This window comes from Phormidium sp. FACHB-1136, from assembly GCF_014697375.1.
Taxonomy (GTDB): Bacteria; Cyanobacteriota; Cyanobacteriia; order Phormidesmidales; family Phormidesmidaceae; genus Nodosilinea.
Genome location: NZ_JACJRS010000024.1, coordinates 25,351 through 46,498, shown reverse-complemented (window position 1 = coordinate 46,498; position 21,148 = coordinate 25,351). Strand labels below are relative to the sequence as shown.

Here is a 21,148-nt window from a genome sequence, read left to right as displayed (position 1 = left end):
GAGCAGTAAGTGGTTTAAATCCCTTCAAACCTTGAGGCAAGCTGCTTGGCTTTGCGGCGATGTTCTTGAACCCATGCGTCAGGGGCGAGAAATTGAGCCTGATCGAGGTGCTTGTATACCCAGAAACTAAATTCAGGTAAAGACCGGGAAGGCAGATCGACATGGTAGTCCACATAGGAGGGTGGCTGTCCTCGCGGTTTGGGTTCTGGCTCAAGGCGTTGGGTGGGATGCCTCAATTCTCCTTCCACAATAAAGGGAACCACCTCTGCGAAAAAACGCACCGTGACATGGGTCAAGGCTTGCTTGCCAGCGCGTTCTAGCTTTTGTTCTTCCGCCGTTCCTAGGGCCAGACCCCACCCTCGGCGGCGGAGGGTATGGGCGGCTTCCATACTTTGATATTGCAAGTCAAGGCTGCGTTTGTGGTTGGGGAGAAGCCTAAAATGGCCACTGAATCGATCTAGGCGACGGAAGGCCAGCCTGCCACTGTCAATGTCTTCGCATAGTAAATACCAGGCGATATCTGAATAGACTAATTGCAGGGGCCAAACCTTGAAATAGCCCAGTTCGCTGGTGGCAAAGGCTTGCCGATCCCGGTGAATTTCAATACCTTGTCCATTTAGAATGGCCGCTTCAATCTGTTCCAAATGCTCAAAGAGGGTGCGGCGGTAGCAGCGTTTGTGCATCATTTCGGCGGGGTCGGTATACACCACCGACTGATTGATGTGGGAGCGCACGGGATAAATAAAATTCTCTGAGTCGGGCTGTAGCCCCAAGCGGCGCACAATCTTGTCGTAGAGGTTGCTAATCAGAGGATCTTGCTGGTATATCGCCAAAGACCGGAGGGCATTGAGGGCGGTTTTGAGTTCGGGCCAGGTCAGCCCCCCTGTGCCGAGGTAGTAGCCCCACTGGTAGCGCCGTTCTGCCATCACCCCATAGCGTTTGAGGGTTTTGAGATCTTTCCGCAGGGTATGGACAGAATCATATTTGAGGGGAATGCCCTGCTCCTGGGCGGTTTCCTGGAGGCGCTGCCGCACCTGCTCCATGGTGTCGTGGGCTTCATCGTCGGCAGACAGGGGATCAGAGGCTCCAACCCCAGGATGACGCAGCAAGGTAGCGACCAACAGAATCAATCGGTCGAAGGCGGACTGAGCCGCGTAGCCGTGGTCTGGTTTACGGGCAGGCATCGCAACTTAAAATATTTTTCAGCAAAACTTTATGGTTCTAAATCCTTGCAATACAAAGCTTAACTCGCTTTTGGCTCTGTCCTTATCAATACCATAACTTCTTAGGAGAGAGTGGGGTGTTGAGGCTATAGTGCCTAGGCGCTAGGGCGATGGTGATGACAGAGCGGGGGCAACCTTTTATGCAGCGGTGTTTAGTACTTCAGGTTTTAGGGAACAGCGACGTTCAAGGAGACTGGAACAGGAAGCCCCACGAAAAAGGCTCAGAGCTATTGGGGGCCATCGGGAGCTACAGCCTGTCGGAACTCAAGGAGGCCATGGGGTTAATGGAGGGGTAGTCCTATTTCGTACAGGCTAGAGAATAATCAGGCGACCCTAGAGACCTTACGGCAGTAGATTGCTGTTTTTGGCTGTTTTTTTCTCTGACCCGTAGATTAATGCACTACCAATGGAGGAAACCGTCAGCAATGGCAGTAGCTCCATCAACTTTCCGCTCATTGACCGCCTACGCACCACCCTGGGGCAGCAACTCCAGGGCGATTGGGAGATCCATTGGGCCATTATTTTGACCGATCAGATCACCTGGATGGAGCAACAGACGGATCGCGATGCCGAGGGATGGAAGGACATTGTGGCATCGGATGGGGCTTGGTGGAAAAACCTCCTGGCAGACTGGCTCACCCAACGGCAAATCCCGTATACCTTTATTCCGTTGGTGGTGGATCCCCAGATCAAGGATGGAGCCGCAGATTGGGATGGGATCGCTGAAGTCCTTGCGCCGCTGCTGAATCAGTTTTTTCCTGGATCGGGCAAATCGGTTCACTTCAACCCCGCCCCCTCCCTCAATCCGTCTGCCACCGAGGCATTCGACCGGGTGGTGATTCAACACAGCAGTGGCACCCCCGCCTTGAGCAGTGCCCTGTACCTCTGGGGGATTGAGCAAAAGCTGGCGGGTCGGGCCTTTGATTTTGCCTACCTGTCTATCAATGAATCCAACGCCCAGCCGGAGACGTTTTCCCACGAAGGGAAGCATTGGCAGTGGCGGTTAAAGAAGCCCCAGGTGCTGAAGCTGCTGGGACTACAAGACTTTAGCGGCGCACTGCAACTCTTGGGGGACGATTGCCCCGACCAGGCGTTGGTGCAGCGGCTTCAACGGTTAGATAAGGCGGCGGCTTTTAATATCAACGCGCTTCAACTAGATCTAACCCCCAAGGAGGACGTAATTGAGCGCATTACCATCGCCCTTTGGACAGAAAAAGCGCTGCGGTGCAATGGGCAGTGGATGAACTGGTATCTCAGGGTGGCGGGGGCGATGGAGCTAACCCTGCTGTGTTTGGTGGAAAAGCAGGGGGAGATCTACTTTTCAGCGAAGCAAGAGGCAAATCGCTATGAGTGGAGAACGACGCCCCTAAAAACGATTCTGCATCATCCAGATAATCCCCATACTCACTTGGGTTTTACGGTTTCCATCAAGGATGTTGTGGAAAACCTACTGAGTGAAGGAAGCGTTAGCCAATACAACAAGAAAAGACAGGGAAACGTCACTTTCAAGGTGCAGCAACTCTATAGGACAGGGCAAGAGTCTGAGCAATGGAAACGGTTCAAGGAATTTTACTGCGGTAATCGCTGGAGGCTCAGCGATCAGTACTCCGATAGCTTTGTGTTTATTCGCAATAACCTTTACCACTCCTTGTCGGGGGATCGGTTGGATACGGTACTTGATGAGCAAACGAAAGTTTTGAAGTCAGTCGATCATCCTGACCATCCTGCATTTATTGCGATTGGGCACCTGCGATTTCTGCTCGATTTAGCTGACTTAACCGAGTCGGTCAAAGACCGGATGGCTTTTTATCGTTCCGAAATGGAACACGTTCACCATGATTTGGAGGCTCTAGCATGAGTCAGCACGATTGGTTGATGGCCCAACGCCAGCTCTATCCCACCCTGCCCGAAGACACCCCGGCCAATGTGGCTATCCATCCGGTGAGTGGAACCTGGCAGGAGGGAACGCCCCATCTGCAAAGCCAGTTTTGGTGGGGCGGTGGGGCCAGCCAAGAAGCCCTGCGCCAGTTGCCGGATGCCTTGCCCCAAAATGCATCCTTGGCGGTGATGACCTTTGGCCCCGTCCAGACTTTTTTGGGGGCGGGGCAGCGGCTGCGCGATTGGGCGGTGGCCTCTTGGTTGTGCCATTACCTGGCGGCGGTGGTCATGCACCATTGGGAGGAAAACGGGGGGCGGGTGCTGCTGCCGTGGCATCAATTGTCGCCGTTGATGGTGTGGCTGAGGACGGGGCAATGCCCGGATAATGAGCGCTTCTGGCGGGCGGAACTGCCCAATGTGTTGACGGGGCTGGTTCCGGCCCAGGGGGAACAGGCGGATCGGTGGATGGCTGATCTGGATCAAACCGTGACCCGCGAATGGAGCCGCCTGGTAGCAACCCTGGAATATGCCGTCATTGCCCATGAGGCAGACAAGCTGAACAAGCGCGGGGGCGGCAAAAAGCTGCTGGACGGTGTGGGCTGGCGGGTGATTCACCGAGATCACCAATCGCTGTGGTCGGTCTATAGCGAACATCAGCCCCTGGAACCGGAACGGGTGATGGAGATTAGCCGCGACCTCCATCAACGGATTGAGGGCCGCAAGGTGGGGCGCGATTGGGCTGGCCCTTGGTGGGGCGGCAAAACCAGCCCAACGGCAGGCAGTTTATCCATTTGGCAGCCCGGTCTGCGTCCGATTGATCAGGGCGGCACCTGGGGAATACCGGAGGATCAGCTCGATAACTGGTGGAAACGGGCGGCCCAAAGCAGCGTTTTTCAGGGGTTGTTTGGCACCGAAGAACGGCTGAACAGCCTGGAATTGGTGAAGCGGCTGGCCTCGGTGCCGGAGATTATCGAGGCGACGTTGCAGAGTCTATGGGGCTATTCCGCCCCAACTTGCCCCTGGGAGCGGTTTCCCGATCAGACGGCGGTGGCCGCTGCTTGGGTGCCGTCTAAAGTGGAAGCTACCCTCTGGAATCAAACGATTTCAGGGATCAGCAAGGAATTTCAGCGGGATGGTCGTAAGCCGTGGGGCATTCCCCTGGTGGACGACAACGCCTCCTATGCCCACCCAGAAATCCTCGAACGGCGCAACCTCAAAGCCTGGAACCCTGGGGCCGACGACAGCGAGATCCAGGGCTTGGAGGAATACTGGGAACTCGCGGTGCCTGCCACCTGGACAACCCCCATTCAGTGGCTGGTGGGCTGGCGAGGGGATGGCGACAACATGGGCCAGTGGCTATCGGGGGAACAGTACCACAGGCAAAATCTTCCCTGGAGTCGGTGGCACCCGGATGCGGAACAAATTGCCGCCCGTGGCCTAGGGATTGACCCGCCCCAAGCGCCCCCTGGCCAACCTCGGCGGCTGGAGTTGCCCCACATGCTGGATTTGTCGGTGTTGTTTGACCGTTGGAATCAGCTTCTTGATCCCCTAGTGGAGCAGCAGCATAGCGGCAAGGTGATTTTTGCGGGGGGCGATGATTTTCTGTTGCTGGGGCCATTGCCGGAGGCCGTTCCCCTGACCACGCGCCTCCATCAGCTTTGGTCGGGGGAGGCATCGCCCCTGACGCAGCCGCTGGATCCTCCGGTGGATGGCTGGGTGCAATACCAGGGCACCCCCTACCCGGTACCCGGAAAACGGATGCAGTTTAGCCTGGGGCTGGTGATTGCCCAGCGTCGGGTGCCCCAGTCGCTCTGGCATCGGGGGCTGAACCAAGCCTACAAGGCGGCTAAGGCGGCGGGTAGAAACCGGGTCTGTGTGCGGGTCATCTTTAACAGTGGCCAAACCCTGGACTGGATCTGTCCTTGGCCCCTCTGGGAACGGCTGATGACTTGCAATCCTTGGGTGTTGGCCCCTGGCACAGACCCAGACCACCCTCCCCAGCGCAACCCCGCCGATGGCAAAACCGCCCTCAACCGTTGGGAAAAGCTGCTGGGCTACCTGGAGCGGGTGCGCCAGAACCAGCCCGATCTCACCACGGCGGAGAAGTTGCTGACCACCCTTTGGCAGAGCGTGGGCCTGGATCTGACCTGGGCAGAGGTTTACGCCATTGCCAAGTTCGACTTTCGGGACGAAATCCGAGATTGGGATTGGTGGCTGGGCTGGGTGAGCCTACGCGGTTTTCTGGCCCGCCAAGACCGAGATCGGGAACAGTGGCTATCCCAATGGACGACTCAATCGGGAGGTGAACGATGACCGGATGGTATAGCATCACGCCAACGGGGCCAATTACCCTGGGCAATTTGGTGGCGACGGGGCAAAACAGTGGCCAGGTGGGATGTCGTTGGCCGCCCAATGGGCATCACTTGGCGGCGGCCTTAGATCTTCCGTCCCATTGCCAGTTGTGGGGGCCATTTTGGTTTGACGACCGGAACCTGCATGTGCCCATACCCCATACGGTGTATACCGATCAGGCCGTAAAGGGGAACGACACACCGAAGGCCATCTACCGGATGCAGTGGCAGGCGGGGCAGTGGCAGGTGCAGGAGGCGCACCAGGGCAAATCCATCGAGCAACTGGCGGATCGGTTTTTGCTGCGTACCCAGGATTTAGAGCAGCTTTGGTCGGCCCAAAAGCTGACGAGTACCAGTAATCTTCAGCCCATCCCCTGGGAGACCCTCACCCTCAACCACAACCAGCGGAAGGATTACCAGGTGACGGAGGAGGGGGGCTTCTTTGCCGAAATGACCACGCTGATGAATCCGGGCTGGTCAATTTTGGTGCGAATCCTGGGCAGTTTTACGCCACCCACCCACAGCCGTTTGGGGGCTGGGGGCACTCCGGTGGTGATTCAGCCAGTAGCCCCTGGGCTAAGCCAGCGCTGGGATAGCCTAGGGGCCGATTGCCCTGGGGCGACGGGGGCCGTGTTGTTGACGGGGGCACTCTGGAGTGACCCGACGACGAAGCAATCGTTGCCCTATCCCCCGCACCCAAAACCCTGGGCCTATGGGGCTGGGCTGGGGGTGCCGTGGCAATCGTTTAAGTTCATCCGCCATCCCAAGTCTGGGGAGCCGCGCCGTGTTCTCACGCCGGGAGAATGGCTGACTCCGGCGGGGGCGGTGTATCTCTGGGATGACCTCGCCCCCAGCCAACGGTCGGGGCCACTGACTGACCCCTTCCATCGACATGTTTTAGGCTACGGCCACCTATGGTTATTTAAGGAGACAACGCTATGAGCACTGCAACTGCATCCCTGGCCGGAAATGCCTGGTTGGTAGCCCGCGAACCCATTCACATTGGCGGGGCCGATAGTGAGAACCGGGGGAACAATAATCCCATTTTTCGCCTGCCGGATCGAACCCCCGTTTTGCCGGGAAGTTCGTTGCGGGGGGCGCTGCGAGAACACGCGGAGGCCGATCCGACCTATAAGGGCGATGTGCAAAATTGGTTTGGCGGCAACCCCACTGAGTCGGCCCCTGGTCGGATTTCGTTGGGTTGGGGTTGGCCGGTGTGGTGGCCCGTGCATGTGTTGGGCTATGGCAACTGGTGGGTAAGCTGCCCCACTTGGCTCCGTCGCTATGGCAAGCTAACGGGCCAGTCGGTGTCTTTTGCGGCCAATCCGGTGTTGATTACTGACCCGGAGATGGCAGGGCAGACGGTCTTTTTGCGCTGGGTGAAGCTGGAAAATGTGACCTACCAAGACCCGGCCCCTCTGCCCCTGCCCCCGGAGTTGAACGACTATCGCCAGCGGTTGCTGGTGGTGCCCGATGACAGCATTACGGTGCTGGTGGATATGGGCCTGGTGCGACAGCCGAGGGTGAGCCTGAAGAGTGTTGAGGAGTTTGATCAGGAGAATGAGAAAGATCCCGATAAGGCAGACAAGAACACCCTGGTACGAAATCTGTTTGCGGTGGAGGCAATTCCGCCCGGAGCGGCGTTTTTGCTGAGCTGGTCTAGCCGCACGGAGGTGAAGAATCTCCCGGCCTGGGAGCAGTTTTTGCACCAGGAGCACTATGTGGGGGGCCTGTGGAGTGTGGGCTATGGCCGAGTGATTGTTGAGGGGATTTAGGGAGGTATTTTGCGATGGCGATTAAACATTACGAGCTAGACCGTTGGGTCTTTGAAGGGTTGATTGCGGGGGCCACCAGCAAGGATCAACTCAAAAATTGGCAGGGGGCCGCTAGTGGCATTGCGGAGTTTGTGTCGAGTTGGGGGATGGAGCGGTTTTGGGCGATGTCGTTGTCTCCGGTGGTGTTGGGGGGTGGTTTGCCCGATCCGAATGCGGGAACGGAGGATCAACGGCGATATTTTGCGTGGCAGGTGGCCCGTGTGGTGTTGTGCCGCATTGTGGGCCAAGATTTACAAATTCGAGCGAATATGACGACTCTGGAGTTTCAGGATCGGTTTCAGGCGCTGAATTTTAATCAGCAAATGCTGCTGACGGATTTGTTGCTGGAAATTGGCGATACGATTCAATTCTGGACGATGCGCCTGAAGGATACGCTGGAGGCTGGCCAACCCGCCACCCAGGTTTGAAATCGGGTTCTTCCAACCCACGTCACGACCTTCTCCGGAAGGTACAGGTGCTGCGACTTAGTGCAGTTGTGTCTGCGTAGCTTTAGCCCAGTTTGGGCATATTGAGCGAGTAGTTTCATGGTTGTGCCATGCTTCGTTTTACCGTTTCGCTAATCATCCTGGGGTTGGTTGGTTGTGCCACTAGTCCCGACACTGCTTCTATCCCAACACCGCCCCCAACCCCAACACCTACGCCAACCCCTCAGGCCGTTGCCACTCCAGAACCACCCCCTACTCCCGTCTGGAAGCCCACGGGGGATGGTTGGCGAAGTCAGAGTGACCAAGACGGACGCCCTGTCTACTTTCGCAAAATCACGACGGGGGATTGTGGGATCTACGACTACTGCCTTAACTATGAGGTCACGACTGAGCAAGGCTGTAGCACACTCTACGTGCAGGCCAGTTTGACCAATGAGGCAGGGCAGAATGTGGATTGGACGAATGATACAGTTCAGGGGTTGAGGCCCAAAGAAACAGGGGTGATTTCCCTTGGGGCGACCGAGTCGGGCAGTTTTCGCCTAGACGAGGTAAATTGTCGGTGAGCACTCCCAGTCACGACCTTCTCCGGAAGGTATAGGGGCTGCGACATCAGTTCCAACTGAGCGATGAAGTGACGGAACCACGTCACGACCTTCTCCGGAAGGTACAGGGGCTGCGACAGACGTGCAGTCATTTTACCGTTGTTACCTTTTTTGGTCACGACCTTCTCCGGAAGGTACAGGTGCTGCGACTCTTCTGCAAACACCCGAAGCTCGAGCATTTCTGCCAGTCACGACCTTCTCCGGAAGGTACAGGTGCTGCGACCATATGTTGTGTATCTAAGAGTCATTAGATTACTAGTCACGACCTTCTCCGGAAGGTACAGGTGCTGCGACTTAATAGGAGTCATCGTTTCGACTCCCTTAACTTTCTTAGTCACGACCTTCTCCGGAAGGTACAGGGGCTGAGACAGGTTAGATGCAACGTTGTTCCAGCCGATGTTCTTAGGTCACGACCTTCTCCGGAAGGTACAGGTGCTGCGACCTAGCTTCCATTGCTACAGCTACAGCGTGAGTCTGGTCACGACCTTCTCCGGAAGGTACAGGTGCTGCGACTTATCACAGAACTTTTTCGTATCTTCAGCGAAGATGTCACGACCTTCTCCGGAAGGTACAGGTGCTGAGACTTGCCTGTCCCCGCGTACCCTTGCAGCCGAAAAAAGGGAGTCACGACCTTCTCCGGAAGGTACAGGTGCTGCGACACCGTACGACTCACGTTGTACTGCTCGACCGCAGTAAGTCACGACCTTCTCCGGAAGGTACAGGGGCTGCGACATGATGTCGAAAGTTAGCATCCACGCCCATACCTCGTCACGACCTTCTCCGGAAGGTACAGGGGCTGCGACAGGATTGCCTGCTGAACCTTGACGGCCTTGTTGATGGGGTCACGACCTTCTCCGGAAGGTACAGGTGCTGCGACCATTCGTATCCGGCCTTGAAGCACTCGGCGGTGAATGTGTCACGACCTTCTCCGGAAGGTACAGGTGCTGCGATCCTATGGCGTCGGGGTCTAGTTGGTTGGGGTATTCATCAGTCACGACCTTCTCCAGAAGGTATAGGTACTGCGACGGCAGATCGATCTGTTCAGCGACTTTTTCGGCGCGTTGGCCACGACCTTCTCACGAAAGTACAGGGGCTGCGACATACCAAGCTCAGGGTCTTGAACCTTAATGTCGTACAGCGTTTATTCACACATCACTGAAAATATTGGAGACATCCCATGGCCTCACTCCCCACAACCCAACCCCTCTGGTATCAAATTGATCCAGACCGCCCAGAAAGAGGTTGGATCCCCAAAACAGAACACATCATCATCAGCCCCCAAAAGCCCGAAAACAAAGTCATCCGAGAAGCCTGGTACGCCAAAAACCAACTCGCCTACGCCCCACCCTCCAAAAAAGCCACCCTCACCGCCCAAATCCTCACCCCCATCCAAGTCGGCGGCATCAGAGTCACCAACGAAATGACCCTCCCCGCCCAAATCGGCGGCTATCCCTGCATCCCCGGCTCCAGCCTCAAAGGCGCACTTCTCTCCTGGCTGCGCCGCCAACACCCCACCATGCCCCCCGAAGAACAAGCCTTCTGGCAAAGCCTCATCGAACCCAACGGGCAAGGCTGGAAACCCCGCGCCATCCGCTTTGAAAGCACCCCCCTCAAAAACCTAGAACCCTACCCCCTCAACCCCCAACAATCCTGGCAGGTCTTAAACAACCAAGAAGACCGCACCAGACTCGCCATCCAATGGCAAGCTGGCCCCCAAGAGCCCCCCAGCACCAACCCCGACAAAATCGCCTTCCAAGTCAACCTGCGCCACAGCCCACCCCCCCAACAAAAAACCTGGCTCACCCAACGCCTACAAGAAACCCTCCTACATCAAGGCATTGGCCGTGGCAAAGCCTCCGGCTTCGGACGCCTCGGCAAAACCTCCCAAGGCACATGGACAATCAAACTCGAAGGCATGAAACCCGCCATCCAAACCCGAAACCTCAAAGACGGCATCAACGGCCAATATCGCTGGTCTCCCCAAGTGCTGCGGGCACACCTGCGGGGCTGGTTCACCCGCATCGCCCTCTCCCAAATGAACCAAGCCAACGCCATCAACCTCACCAATCAAGTCTTCGGTGGCCTGGGGCGTCCGGCCCGCCTCAACCTCACCAGCTTTAGGGCCTACGCCGGACGAACCCTCGGCACCAACGGTCAGACATCGAAAACCTCAGACAACAACGGCTACGCCAACATCCTGCGCCAAGACGCCGAAGAAACCTGGAAAATCGAAGCCCTCTGCAACAGCGACTTCATTCCCCTCGTCGATGCCCTGCTAGAACTCAGTCAACGCCTCGGCGGCATGGGGCCAGGTTGGCGACGCCCACCCCACAGCTTCCGCAACGGCACCGTCTATCGCGGTAGCCAATTCACCACCACCACCCAAAACAGCCACCAATCCCTCCCCGACCTCATCGCCAGCCTCCAAGCCCAAATTCAGTACCTCGCCCGTCAATACCACCTGCCCATCGCCCCACCCAACCCCCTCCCCCAGGGCAGCATCCACAGCATCTGGCAAAGCACCAACCCTGACCAGTGGCGCGACATCGTCCACGGCGTCTGTAGCAGTAGTGCCCCAGACCGACCCGCCTGGTGTGGCAGCTCCCAAACTCGTCCCTCCGGCTACACCGTCCGCCAACACAAAGGCGACCAGCCCCAAGATAACTACTGCCTCATCACCCTCTTCGAGGCCACCATCGCACCAACCCTAGGGAGACAGGGGTTTACCCAAATCTGGCCAGTCTAGCCTCCTGCCACTAACCCAAAACAGCTAGGACATCCCCACGGCTCAACCCCAGATCGGGCCGTGGGGTGTTTTCTGCCCATACCCAAAACAGTGCAGCAGAGTCAGCATCAGGTTGCTTTTCCGAAAATTTATTAGTACTCTAGAACTATATTGCGATCAAGGTATCCTATGGCTCAAAAAACGATTCAATGCCGCCTGGTCGCCCCTGCTGAGACCCGTCAATACCTGTGGACACTCGCCGCCGAAAAAAACACGCCGCTGATTAACGCCCTCATCCAAGGCATCGTCACCCACGAAGACTTTGAAACCTGGCGGATTAAGGGCCGACATCCCGCCGATGTTGTGACCCAGCTCTGCAAAAGCCTGAAAACAGAAGCCCCCTTCTCCGGTCAGCCCTCCCGGTTCTATGCCTCCGCCGAAAAAGCCGTCAACTACATCTTCAAATCCTGGTTTACCCTGCAACGCCGCCTCCAGCAGCAAATCTCTGGCAAACAAACCTGGCTCACCATCCTCAAAAGCGATGACGAACTGGTTGAGCTATGTGGCCATGATCTAGAAGACATCCAAGATAAAGCCGCCCAGATTTTGGATGACGCTGAAACGGCCATTGAGGATGCAGGGAACTCAGGCCAATCTAAGCCAGCCGCCATCAGGGCACATCTGTTCAAAAAGCACGACCAGGCCAAACAACCCCTGATCCGTTGTGCCACCGCCTATCTCCTCAAAAACGGGGTCAAGATTCCCGACCACCCCGAAGACCCCGACAAATTTGCCCACCGCCGCCGCAAAGCCGAAATTCAGGTGCAGCGCCTCCAAGACCAGCTCGAAGCCCGCCTTCCCAAAGGCCGAGACCTCACCGGACAAGCGTGGCTCTCCACCCTGCTCACCGCCACCACCACCGTCCCCAAAGACAACCGCGAACATAAGCAGTGGCAAGACAGACTGTTGGCCCAGCCCCGCACCATCCCCTTCCCCATCCTGTTTGAAACCAACGAAGACCTCGTCTGGTCGCGGAATGCCTCCGGTCGTCTCTGTGTGCGCTTCAACGGCCTGAGCGAACATCGGTTTCAAATCTACTGTGACCAACGACAACTGCCCTGGTTTCAGCGCTTCCTCGACGACCAAGAAACCAAGCGGGCCAGCAAAAACCAGCACTCCAGTGCCCTCTTTGCCCTGCGTTCCGCCCGCCTCTCCTGGCAAGAATGCGATGACCACCAAGGCCACCCCTGGGATGTCCACACCCTTACCCTCTCCTGCACCGTCGATACCCGCCTCTGGAGCGCCGAGGGCACCGACGACGTGCGCCAGGAAAAAGCTGCCGATGTCGCCCAGATACTAGACTTAATCGGAATTAAAAAAGCAGTCAATTCTTCATCTGGAATCGAATGTTCCTGCCGTTAATGCGTGTATTTACATGAAGAACAATTTATTACCGATAAGGTCTACTCACCCGCCTCAACGAGAAAGGTGACTTATCCAAAACCCAGGCAGGCTATGCCAAACGCCTCACCTCCACCCTAGAGCGCCTCGATAGCTCCTTCCATCGCCCCAGCCGCCCCCGCGACCAAGGACAAGCCCACATCATCGCTGGCCTCAGCCTGGGCTGGGATGTCCCGCTTACCCTAGCGATTTGGAACGCTAGCACCCAGGAAGTCCTGACCTATCGCAGCCTCCGGCAACTCCTGGGTGAAGACTACAGCCTCTTCCTCAAACACCGCCGAGACCAACAGCAGCAGTCCCATCGCCGCCACAAGGCCCAGCGCCAGGGCAAAGATAACCGCTTTGGCACCTCCAACCTGGGAGAACATCTTGATCGCCTACTGGCCAAGGCCGTCGTCGCTGTGGCCCAGCAGTATGGAGCCGGGAGCATCGCCATTCCCACGCTAGACAACATTCGCGAAACCCTTCAGGCCGAAATTCAGACCAAAGCCGAGCAAAAAGCGCCCGGTTCCATCGAAGGCCAGAAACGCTACGCCAAGCAATACAAAATCAGCATCCACCAATGGAGCTACAGCAGACTACTCGATCAAGTAGCCAGCAAAGCCGCCCAGCAAGGACTCGTCATCGAAACCGTCAAACAACCCTGGCGGCAAAATCCCCAGGAGCGAGCAAAAGCCGTAGCCATAGCCGCCTACGAGGCCCGACAAACGGTAGTACCTTAGAACCAAAAGACCAGGCTATAATGGGCAAACAGCTTTGAACCCGACCGTTGAACCTAGACAACCGAATGCCTCAATCGCGCCGCGACTCATGCGTTAGCCTCTGAGTCGTGTGAAATAAGGGTTAGTTTGGCTGTTGGAAAACAGCCGTGCTTTCTGGCCCTGGTAGCTACTCGCCCTGATGCTGTCGGACGAGGGGCTTCGGCCTCTCCGAAGAGATTAAGTCGTAGTTGGTGGGCTTGCAACTCCAATTATGGCGTAGGTGCGCTCCCAGCAATAAGGGTGCGGATGTACTGCTGTAGTGGCTACCGAATCACCCCCGACCAAGGGGGAACTCGCTCCAATACTGGGGTTGAGGGTCTTCGGAAGGATGAAATACGCCTTCTCGATCCGCGCTAAGGCCAAACGACCCGTCACACGGTTGTTTCGAGTCTTTGCCCAAGTCAAAAGGCCCCCAACCTCACCAGTACCGCCAGGATGGATGAGGCGATCCGCGCAAACACCTTCTGAAAGCCTTATCTTGAGCTCCTTTCAGAAGCCTGCGTCACAATCAACCACCCTGCACCGCTTAGTGATGCCCGAGCGTTACTACGAGATTCTTTATCAACTCTTCTCGTCACAATCAACCACCCTGCACCGCTTAGTGATGCCCTTTTTGAAGAATATAAGGGGCGCTTCACGCGATTGTCACAATCAACCACCCTGCACCGCTTAGTGATGCCCGGCCAGGTCATGCTACGCCTGCAAGCCCCAGACGTCACAATCAACCACCCTGCACCGCTTAGTGATGCCAACGTATGTTCCAGGGTCAATAAGCTTTGGATTTGTCACAATCAACCACCCTGCACCGCTTAGTGATGCCCGAGTCGGGCGGGGTCATTGACGCTAACAGGATTGGTCACAATCAACCACCCTGCACCGCTTAGTGATGCCCTTCTTGCTGAGTAGCGTGGACGGCTTCAGGGGTGGTCACAATCAACCACCCTGCACCGCTTAGTGATGCCCGATCAGCCCCACCCAATACCGCAAGGTGGCGGCGGGAGTCACAATCAACCACCCTGCACCGCTTAGTGATGCCCGAGCGGTTCGGCTTTGATGTGACTGCGGCTGAAATCACAATCAACCACCCTGCACCGCTTAGTGATGCCCATCACAATGGGCCGTAACTCCATGCCCTGCACGATGTCACAATCAACCACCCTGCACCGCTTAGTGATGCCCGACGGGTGCTGACCCCCTCACCATTGCAACAAGCCGGTCACAATCAACCACCCTGCACCGCTTAGTGATGCCCGCAATAAGAATATGGGATTCATATGCATCCCGATATCACAATCAACCACCCTGCACCGCTTAGTGATGCCCGTAGCCCAGGACGGGCTGGGCACTCTAGTAGTGCGTCACAATCAACCACCCTGCACCGCTTAGTGATGCCCCGGGGACGCCTCCACGGGCCGCACAGGGGCCGCAGGTCACAATCAACCACCCTGCACCGCTTAGTGATGCCCTTGAAAAATTGGGCATTGTCTGAGCATCCCCTCGATATCACAATCAACCACCCTGCACCGCTTAGTGATGCCCTCTTAGGGTGCCCTATCGGAGGGGCTGTGTATCGTCACAATCAACCACCCTGCACCGCTTAGTGATGCCGGATGAGGCCAGAAAGCGTAAAGATACCAACGAACGTCACAATCAACCACCCTGCACCGCTTAGTGATGCCGGAGGATTCGAGTAGCTGTCGGTAGCATTTCAGCACTCACAATCAACCACCCTGCACCGCTTAGTGATGCCGGGTTTCTTCTTGGATTTCGATCACGTTGCTGGTGGTCACAATCAACCACCCTGCACCGCTTAGTGATGCCGATTGGGGACGGCATTTTCAATTAAAGGGAAGATCGTCACAATCAACCACCCTGCACCGCTTAGTGATGCCGGAGGCCTGGGTATTTTTGCCCGATTGGTGCGATTGTCACAATCAACCACCCTGCACCGCTTAGTGATGCCGGGGTAGAAATCAAGCCAGATGGCGAGGTGCCAGCCCTCACAATCAACCACCCTGCACCGCTTAGTGATGCCGGTCCAAGGGCGTCCATCAGCAGTAGGCGACGTTGAAGTCACAATCAACCACCCTGCACCGCTTAGTGATGCCGGAGCAGTTGAGCCTATGGGCTTAGGGAACCCTACCACGTCACAATCAACCACCCTGCACCGCTTAGTGATGCCGGACAGGAATTGTTTAGGGAAGCGGCCCGAACAGGCGAGTCACAATCAACCACCCTGCACCGCTTAGTGATGCCGTTGACGTATCCCAGGCGTTTATCTCGCTATCCATGTCACAATCAACCACCCTGCACCGCTTAGTGATGCCGCCTAGAAGATCTAATTGATGCCCTGTGGGAGTGGGAAGTCACAATCAACCACCCTGCACCGCTTAGTGATGCCGCTGATGTGGTAGGTCACAATCAACCACCCTGCACAGGGGAGGTTGAAAGAGGAGGGAGTGTGCCCAGTTCACCATCAATGGTCGTCACAATCAACCACCCTGCACAGGGGAGGTTGAAAGTTTTCATCGGTGAAGTTGTAGCGCGAACAATTCAAGTCACAATCAACCACCCTGCACAGGGGAGGTTGAAAGATCCCGGAATTTTAAGCAATCCGTAATATAAGGCTAGTCACAATCAACCACCCTGCACAGGGGAGGTTGAAAGTACGCCCTACTGGGCAGTCCTCTCACGGTCTACGGAGTCACAATCAACCACCCTGCACAGGGGAGGTTGAAAGAAATCTCGTAAGCTTTAGTAGGCGATGGAGGCCTAGTCACAATCAACCACCCTGCACAGGGGAGGTTGAAAGAACGACGATCTTCTTTTTATTGGTTGGTATGCCGTGTCACAATCAACCACCCTGCACAGGGGAGGTTGGCGGGAATTGTCTGGGTATTATGCCGACCAACCAGACGCAATGAGTTACTCTGTCTATCGCTGAAGACTTCAGCGGGGAAAATTATTTAGCGAGTTGAAAGGTAGAACGTCAGCTTCCTTTGCATGAGTTGATCTCAATACTGGCCCTAAGAAGCTAAACGACATTCAATGTGTCACCAGTCGTTTGACGACAAGATTTTGGCCCGATGACACTAATATGGCCTCGACGACACCAATCTGTCACTGATGACAAATAACGTGTCACTGTACATAGGAAAAGCGGGTGATGAGACTCGAACTCACGACATTCAGCTTGGGAAGCTGACGTTCTACCACTGAACTACACCCGCAAGGTGCGCTGGCCTGTAACCAACGGATACCTATTATAGGGCTATTTGCGAGCTATTTACTCAGCGTGTACTCCTTGGGGGGGATTTCCTGGGGGGTGGGGGGTGTCGGGGTGGAGTCGCCCCCGGTGAGGCGTTGGATCAGGTTGCTGATCATGCTGTTGAGGCGGTCGATGTAGGTGTAGAGGACGGGCACCACGACCAGGGTAAGCAGGGTGGAGGTGGTGAAGCCGCCGATGACGGCGATGGCCATGGGGCTGCGGGTTTCGCCGCCTGCACCGAGTTCTAGGGCGATGGGTACCATCCCGGCCATGGTGGAGATGGAGGTCATCAGGATGGGGCGAAAACGGGTGACGCCCGCTTCCACGACGGCATCGCGGCGAGGTTTACCGCGTTCCTTGGCCATCAGGGCGTAGTCCACCAGCAGGATGGCGTTTTTGGTCACCAGGCCCATCAGCAGTACGATGCCGATCAGGGCGAAGAGGCCGAGGGGTTTTTGGAAAATCAGCAGGCCCAGCAGTGCGCCGCCGACGGAGAGGGGCAGGGAGGCCATCACCGCTACGGGGTAGATGAAGCTGTTGTAGAGCAGCACCAGCACGGCGAAGATCATCAGCACGGCGGTGGCCAGGGCTAGGCCAAAGCGGGTGAAGATGTCGCGCATGATTTCGGCGTCGCCAGCGGGTTGCTGGGTGACGGTGGGAGGCAGGGCTTGTAGGGTGGGCAGTTCGTCCACGAGGGCCAGCCCTTGGCCGAGGGTGAGCCCTTGCAGGTTGCCGCCGATGGTGACTTGGCGGGATCGATCAAAGCGGTCGATCTGGGCGGGGCCGCTGCCAAAGCGCACTTCGGCGACGGCGGAGAGCGGTACCAAGGCTCCGGTTTGGCTGGGGACGCGCAGGGTTTGTAGCAGGATGGGGTCGTCGCGGAATTCCGGGGCGATTTGGACGCGGATGGGGATTTGGCGGTCGCCCAGGTTGAAGTCGGCCAGGTTGGCGTCGGTGTCGCCGAGGGTGGCCAGGGAGGCGGTTCCGGCGATGGCTTGGACGGTGACACCCAAGTCGGCGGCGCGTTCCCGGTCGGGGATAATCTGCACCTCAGGCCGCACCAAGCTGGCGCTGGAACTGACATCCACAAAGCCGGGGAGGGCGCGCATTTCGCGGGTGAGGGCGTCGGAGGTTTCCCGCAGGGCGATGGGGTCGTCGCTTTTCAGCACCACCGTCAGGTCTTTGCTTTCGCCCCCGGCCCCCTGGCTTTGGAAGGTGACGCGGGCACCGGGGACTTGTTCAAACAGAGGGCGGATGTCCTGTTCAAACTGGCGTTGGGAGACATCGCGCTCGTTTTTGGGCAGCAAACGCACGTAGAGGGTGGCTTGGTTAACGCCATTTTCACCGCCCTCGGTGGCTAGCACGGCAGAGACAGCGGGGTTCTCCAGCAGTCCATTGGTAACTTGGGCCGTGGCACGCTGGGTGTCGGCTAGGGTGGCACCGGGGGGCAGTTCCACGGTGATGGTGGAGAGGCCGGAGTCGCTGGCATCGAACAGGTTGGTGGGAATGTAGGGCACCAGGCGCAGGCTACCGATGAAGAAAATCAGGGCTAGGGCCAGGGTGAGGACACGGTGGCGCAAGGCCCAGCGCAGCAGCCGTTGATAGAGGCCGGGGCGGCGGCGGGTGCCGTTGCTGTCGAAGCTTTCCAGGGGATCGTCGCCGAAGACGGTCTGGGGTTTGGATTTCAGCAGGTAAGCGGCCATCATCGGCGTGACGGTGCGGGCCACGACGGTGGAAAACACCGTTGCTGTGGCCACCGTCACCCCAAAGGGCTGGAAGAACTGCCCCGGAATGCCGCCCATGAAGGCCACGGGCAGGAACACCGCCACAATCGTCGCCGTGGTCGTTACCACCGCTAGGCCCACCTCAGCGGTGGAATCTAGTGCCGCCTGGAAGGGGCGTTTGCCCATGCGGATATGGCGTTCCACGTTTTCGATTTCCACGATGGCATCGTCCACCAGGTTGCCCACCGCCAGGGTGAGGCCCAGCAGGGTCATGCTGTTGAGGGTGTAGCCAAACCACTCCAGCACCAGGAAGGTGGGAATGATCGACAGGGGCAGGGCGGTGGCGGTAATGAGGGTGGCCCGCCAGTCTCGCAGGAACACGCCGACGACGACCACCGCCAAAATGCAGCCGAGGATTAGGGAATCAATGGAGGCTTGGTAGGAATCGCGGATTTCCGTGGCGCGAGTGAAGATCAGTTCTAGGCTGACATCCTCCGGCAGGGGTTGCCGCAGCCGTTCCACCGCCGCCGTCACGCCATCCTCCACCGACACCAGCACGCTGCCTGTGCTGCGGTAAATCTGGAACGCCACCACGGGTTCGCCGCTAAGCTGCGCCGCCTGCCGCACCTCGCCATAGTCCAGCGACACTTGGCCCAGGCTGGTGAGGGGCACCGTGGCACCATTGGGCAGCATGATTCTGGCGGACTGAATTTCCTCCACCGTCGCCGCACTGCCCAGGGTGCGGAAGCTCTGCTCTTGGCCGCCCAGGGTGGCCCGTCCGCTAGGCAAGTTGATGTTGAGGGCGCGGATTTGGTCGTTGACCTGGGTGGCGGTAATGCCGAGGGCGTCCAGTTGTTGGGGGTCGAGATCCACCCGAATTTCCGGATCAACACCCCCCACCCGGTCTACCCGTGCCACTCCCGGCACCGTCAAAATTTCCTGGCTGATGGTGCGATCCACTAGGTCGCTGAGTTCTTCCACCGAGCGCTGGGCGGAGTTCACGGCATAGGTCACCATGGCGCTGCCGCCAAACTCCAGTCGCCGAATTACGGGCTCCTGAATATTCCCCGGCATATCACCGCGAATCCGCGTTACCGCATCCCGCACGTCGTTGGTGGCCCGATCCACATCGGTACCGAGGATAAAGGAAATCACCGTCGTCGAAGCCCCATCCCGCACGGTGGAACGAATTTCATCAATGTCGCCCAATCCGGCAACAGCGTCCTCAACCTTGCGCGTCACCTGGGTTTCCAGTTCCTCTGGCCCCGCCCCCACCTGGGTCACGGTGACGGTGATAGCAGGAAACTCGATATTCGGGTTTTCGTCAATGCCCAGTCGCCCAAAGGACAGCATCCCCGCCAGGGTCAGTACCAGGAAGGCAACGATGATGGGAATCGGGCGACGAATGGACCAGCCGGAGACGTTCATGGGCGGATGGGGGAGAGAGGGTTTCGTAGGGTGCATTCGCGAAGCAATGCACCTCTTGGGAATCAAATATTATTGGTGCATTACTACGGCTGTTCTGCGATGCGTACAATGTCGCCATCTTGCAAGAAACCGACGCCGGAGGTGACTACCTGTTCCCCGGATTGCAGCCCTTGGACGACTTCCACCTGGGCGGGTTGGTCGCCGTTGGTGGGCAGGCGGTTGCCCAATTCGACAGGGCGGGCGGTGACTTGGTTGCCTTCACCCAGAACGAATACGAGGGAACTACCGTCGGGCTGGGGTTGCAGGGCGGTGGCGGGGATGACCAGACCTTGGCGGCTGTTGGTGCTGATGTCGCCGCGCAGAAACAGGCCGGGTCGCAGCAAATCGCTGCCGGGGAGGGAGATATTGACCTGGGCGGTGCGGCTGGTGGCGTTGACCAGGGGATCGATGGACTGTACGGTGCCCTGGAGGCGGAGGCGGCTGTCGGCAGTGGAAGACACCGCCACGGGGGCACCCACCACCACCCGATTAAGCTGGGTTTGGGGCACCTCCGCCACCAGTTTGAGCTGGTTGTTTTGAATCAGCGTCACAATCGGGTTGCCGGGGGAGGCCACATCGCCCACGTTGGCCCGCCGTTCCGCCACAATGCCCGCCACTGGGGAACGCACCGAGGTTTGGCCAAGCTGGGTTTGCAGTCGATCAATCACCGCCTGCTGGGAGCGCACCCCGGCCTGGGCGCTTTCTATCTCGGCCCTAGCCAACCCTACGGACTGCTGCGCGGTGGTGGCTTGGGTTTGCTGGCGAGTCAGTTCTTGCTGGCTGATGGCCCCTTGCCCTGCCAGAGTCCGCAACCGTTGCAGGTTTTGCTGGGCTTCGGCCAAATTGGCTTGGGCCTGGGAGAGGGAAGCCTGTCGCTGGGTGACTTGGGCCTGGGAGACAGAAAGCTGAGCCTGGGCCTGCCGCAAATCTGCTTGCAGGGTGGCATCGTCCAAAACCGCTAACACCTGCCCCGCCGCCACCGCATCCCCTTCGCGGACGAGCAACTGCTGAATTTGCAATCCGCTGGCCTGGGGCGAAATGGACAGCAGATCCACCGCCTGCACCGTGCCGTTCACCGCCAGGGTATCTGCCACCGAGGCCGGAACCACCGGGGCCACTGTGACGGTTTGCGACGCCTGGGCAGGGGCGGGGGTGGGTTCCTGGGCGGGTGGGGCGGCATCTTGGCCACCTAGGATGCGCGTGCCCAGCAGGGTCAGCAAAATCCCAGCCCCCAACCCCAACAGTACGGGCTTCCAGGGACGATCCTTTGATAACGGAGCCAGATCGCTGTAGGCCATTCCGTCGGTCGTTGATGGGGCAGCGGACTCTAGCGGTTGAGGCGAATGGAGATTCTGCACAGCGTTATCCTTCAGGGCACAGCTTAGTCCAATCGTTACGACCCAATCGTTGCGAAATGTATAGTCTCCA

Annotated in this window: 10 protein-coding genes, 1 tRNA gene, 1 pseudogene and 3 CRISPR repeat arrays; of the genes and pseudogenes, 8 read left to right on the top strand and 4 right to left on the bottom strand. The window is 57.8% G+C overall.

Translation table 11 applies throughout. The annotated features are described in order from the left end of the window. Positions 1 to 14: 14 nt before the first annotated feature. On the bottom strand, positions 15 to 1,184 hold the full coding sequence (locus H6G62_RS09560) for a WYL domain-containing protein (RefSeq protein ID WP_190494460.1): 1,170 nt from the start codon (positions 1,182 to 1,184) through the stop codon (positions 15 to 17). 445 nt (positions 1,185 to 1,629) lie between these two features. On the opposite strand from H6G62_RS09560, the gene H6G62_RS09555 reads away from it, so the two are divergent. The 8 genes and pseudogenes from H6G62_RS09555 to cas12k (H6G62_RS27335) all read left to right on the top strand — a co-directional run. Beyond that, entirely contained in the window at positions 1,630 to 3,081 is a 1,452-nt protein-coding gene (locus H6G62_RS09555) for a hypothetical protein (RefSeq protein ID WP_190494458.1), read from the top strand. Beyond that, positions 3,078 to 5,414: a type III-B CRISPR-associated protein Cas10/Cmr2 gene (locus tag H6G62_RS09550; RefSeq protein ID WP_190494456.1), complete on the top strand. Its 2,337-nt coding sequence runs from the start codon at positions 3,078 to 3,080 to the stop codon at positions 5,412 to 5,414. Before H6G62_RS09555 ends, H6G62_RS09550 begins: the two co-directional genes overlap by 4 nt. Further along, positions 5,411 to 6,394: a hypothetical protein gene (locus tag H6G62_RS09545; RefSeq protein ID WP_190494454.1), complete on the top strand. Its 984-nt coding sequence runs from the start codon at positions 5,411 to 5,413 to the stop codon at positions 6,392 to 6,394. Before H6G62_RS09550 ends, H6G62_RS09545 begins: the two co-directional genes overlap by 4 nt. Continuing rightward, positions 6,391 to 7,227, top strand: coding sequence for an RAMP superfamily CRISPR-associated protein (locus H6G62_RS09540; RefSeq protein WP_190494452.1), 837 nt, complete (start codon positions 6,391 to 6,393; stop codon positions 7,225 to 7,227). Before H6G62_RS09545 ends, H6G62_RS09540 begins: the two co-directional genes overlap by 4 nt. Positions 7,228 to 7,241: 14 nt before the next feature. Beyond that, positions 7,242 to 7,694, top strand: coding sequence for a hypothetical protein (locus tag H6G62_RS09535; RefSeq protein WP_190494450.1), 453 nt, complete (start codon positions 7,242 to 7,244; stop codon positions 7,692 to 7,694). Positions 7,695 to 8,284: 590 nt separating this feature from the next. After that, positions 8,285 to 9,405: direct repeats of the CRISPR family, unit length 27 nt; unit sequence GTCACGACCTTCTCCGGAAGGTACAGG. An 86-nt stretch (positions 9,406 to 9,491) separates the two neighbouring features. Then, positions 9,492 to 11,060 carry an RAMP superfamily CRISPR-associated protein gene (locus H6G62_RS09530; RefSeq protein ID WP_190494449.1) on the top strand — a complete coding sequence of 523 codons (1,569 nt, stop codon included), beginning with the start codon at positions 9,492 to 9,494 and terminating at the stop codon, positions 11,058 to 11,060. Between the two features lie 168 nt (positions 11,061 to 11,228). Beyond that, positions 11,229 to 12,461 (top strand): type V CRISPR-associated protein Cas12k, encoded by a 1,233-nt coding sequence (gene cas12k / locus H6G62_RS09525; RefSeq protein WP_190494448.1) that lies wholly within the window; start codon positions 11,229 to 11,231, stop codon positions 12,459 to 12,461. A gap of 104 nt (positions 12,462 to 12,565) precedes the next feature. Beyond that, positions 12,566 to 13,222: pseudogene (gene cas12k / locus H6G62_RS27335) on the top strand (type V CRISPR-associated protein Cas12k); the annotation flags it as partial. 540 nt (positions 13,223 to 13,762) lie between these two features. Next, positions 13,763 to 15,662: direct repeats of the CRISPR family, unit length 35 nt; unit sequence TCACAATCAACCACCCTGCACCGCTTAGTGATGCC. A gap of 13 nt (positions 15,663 to 15,675) precedes the next feature. Continuing rightward, a CRISPR array of direct repeats spans positions 15,676 to 16,145; the repeat unit is 37 nt; unit sequence GTCACAATCAACCACCCTGCACAGGGGAGGTTGAAAG. Between the two features lie 274 nt (positions 16,146 to 16,419). Here cas12k (H6G62_RS27335) and H6G62_RS09510 read toward each other — a convergent pair. The 3 genes from H6G62_RS09510 to H6G62_RS09500 form a co-directional block, all read right to left on the bottom strand. Beyond that, positions 16,420 to 16,491, bottom strand: a tRNA-Gly gene (locus H6G62_RS09510). Between the two features lie 52 nt (positions 16,492 to 16,543). Further along, positions 16,544 to 19,717, bottom strand: a complete 3,174-nt coding sequence (locus tag H6G62_RS09505; RefSeq protein WP_242051911.1) for an efflux RND transporter permease subunit — start codon at positions 19,715 to 19,717, stop codon at positions 16,544 to 16,546. 47 nt (positions 19,718 to 19,764) lie between these two features. Next, positions 19,765 to 21,078 carry an efflux RND transporter periplasmic adaptor subunit gene (locus tag H6G62_RS09500; RefSeq protein ID WP_199324870.1) on the bottom strand — a complete coding sequence of 438 codons (1,314 nt, stop codon included), beginning with the start codon at positions 21,076 to 21,078 and terminating at the stop codon, positions 19,765 to 19,767. Positions 21,079 to 21,148 lie beyond the last annotated feature (70 nt).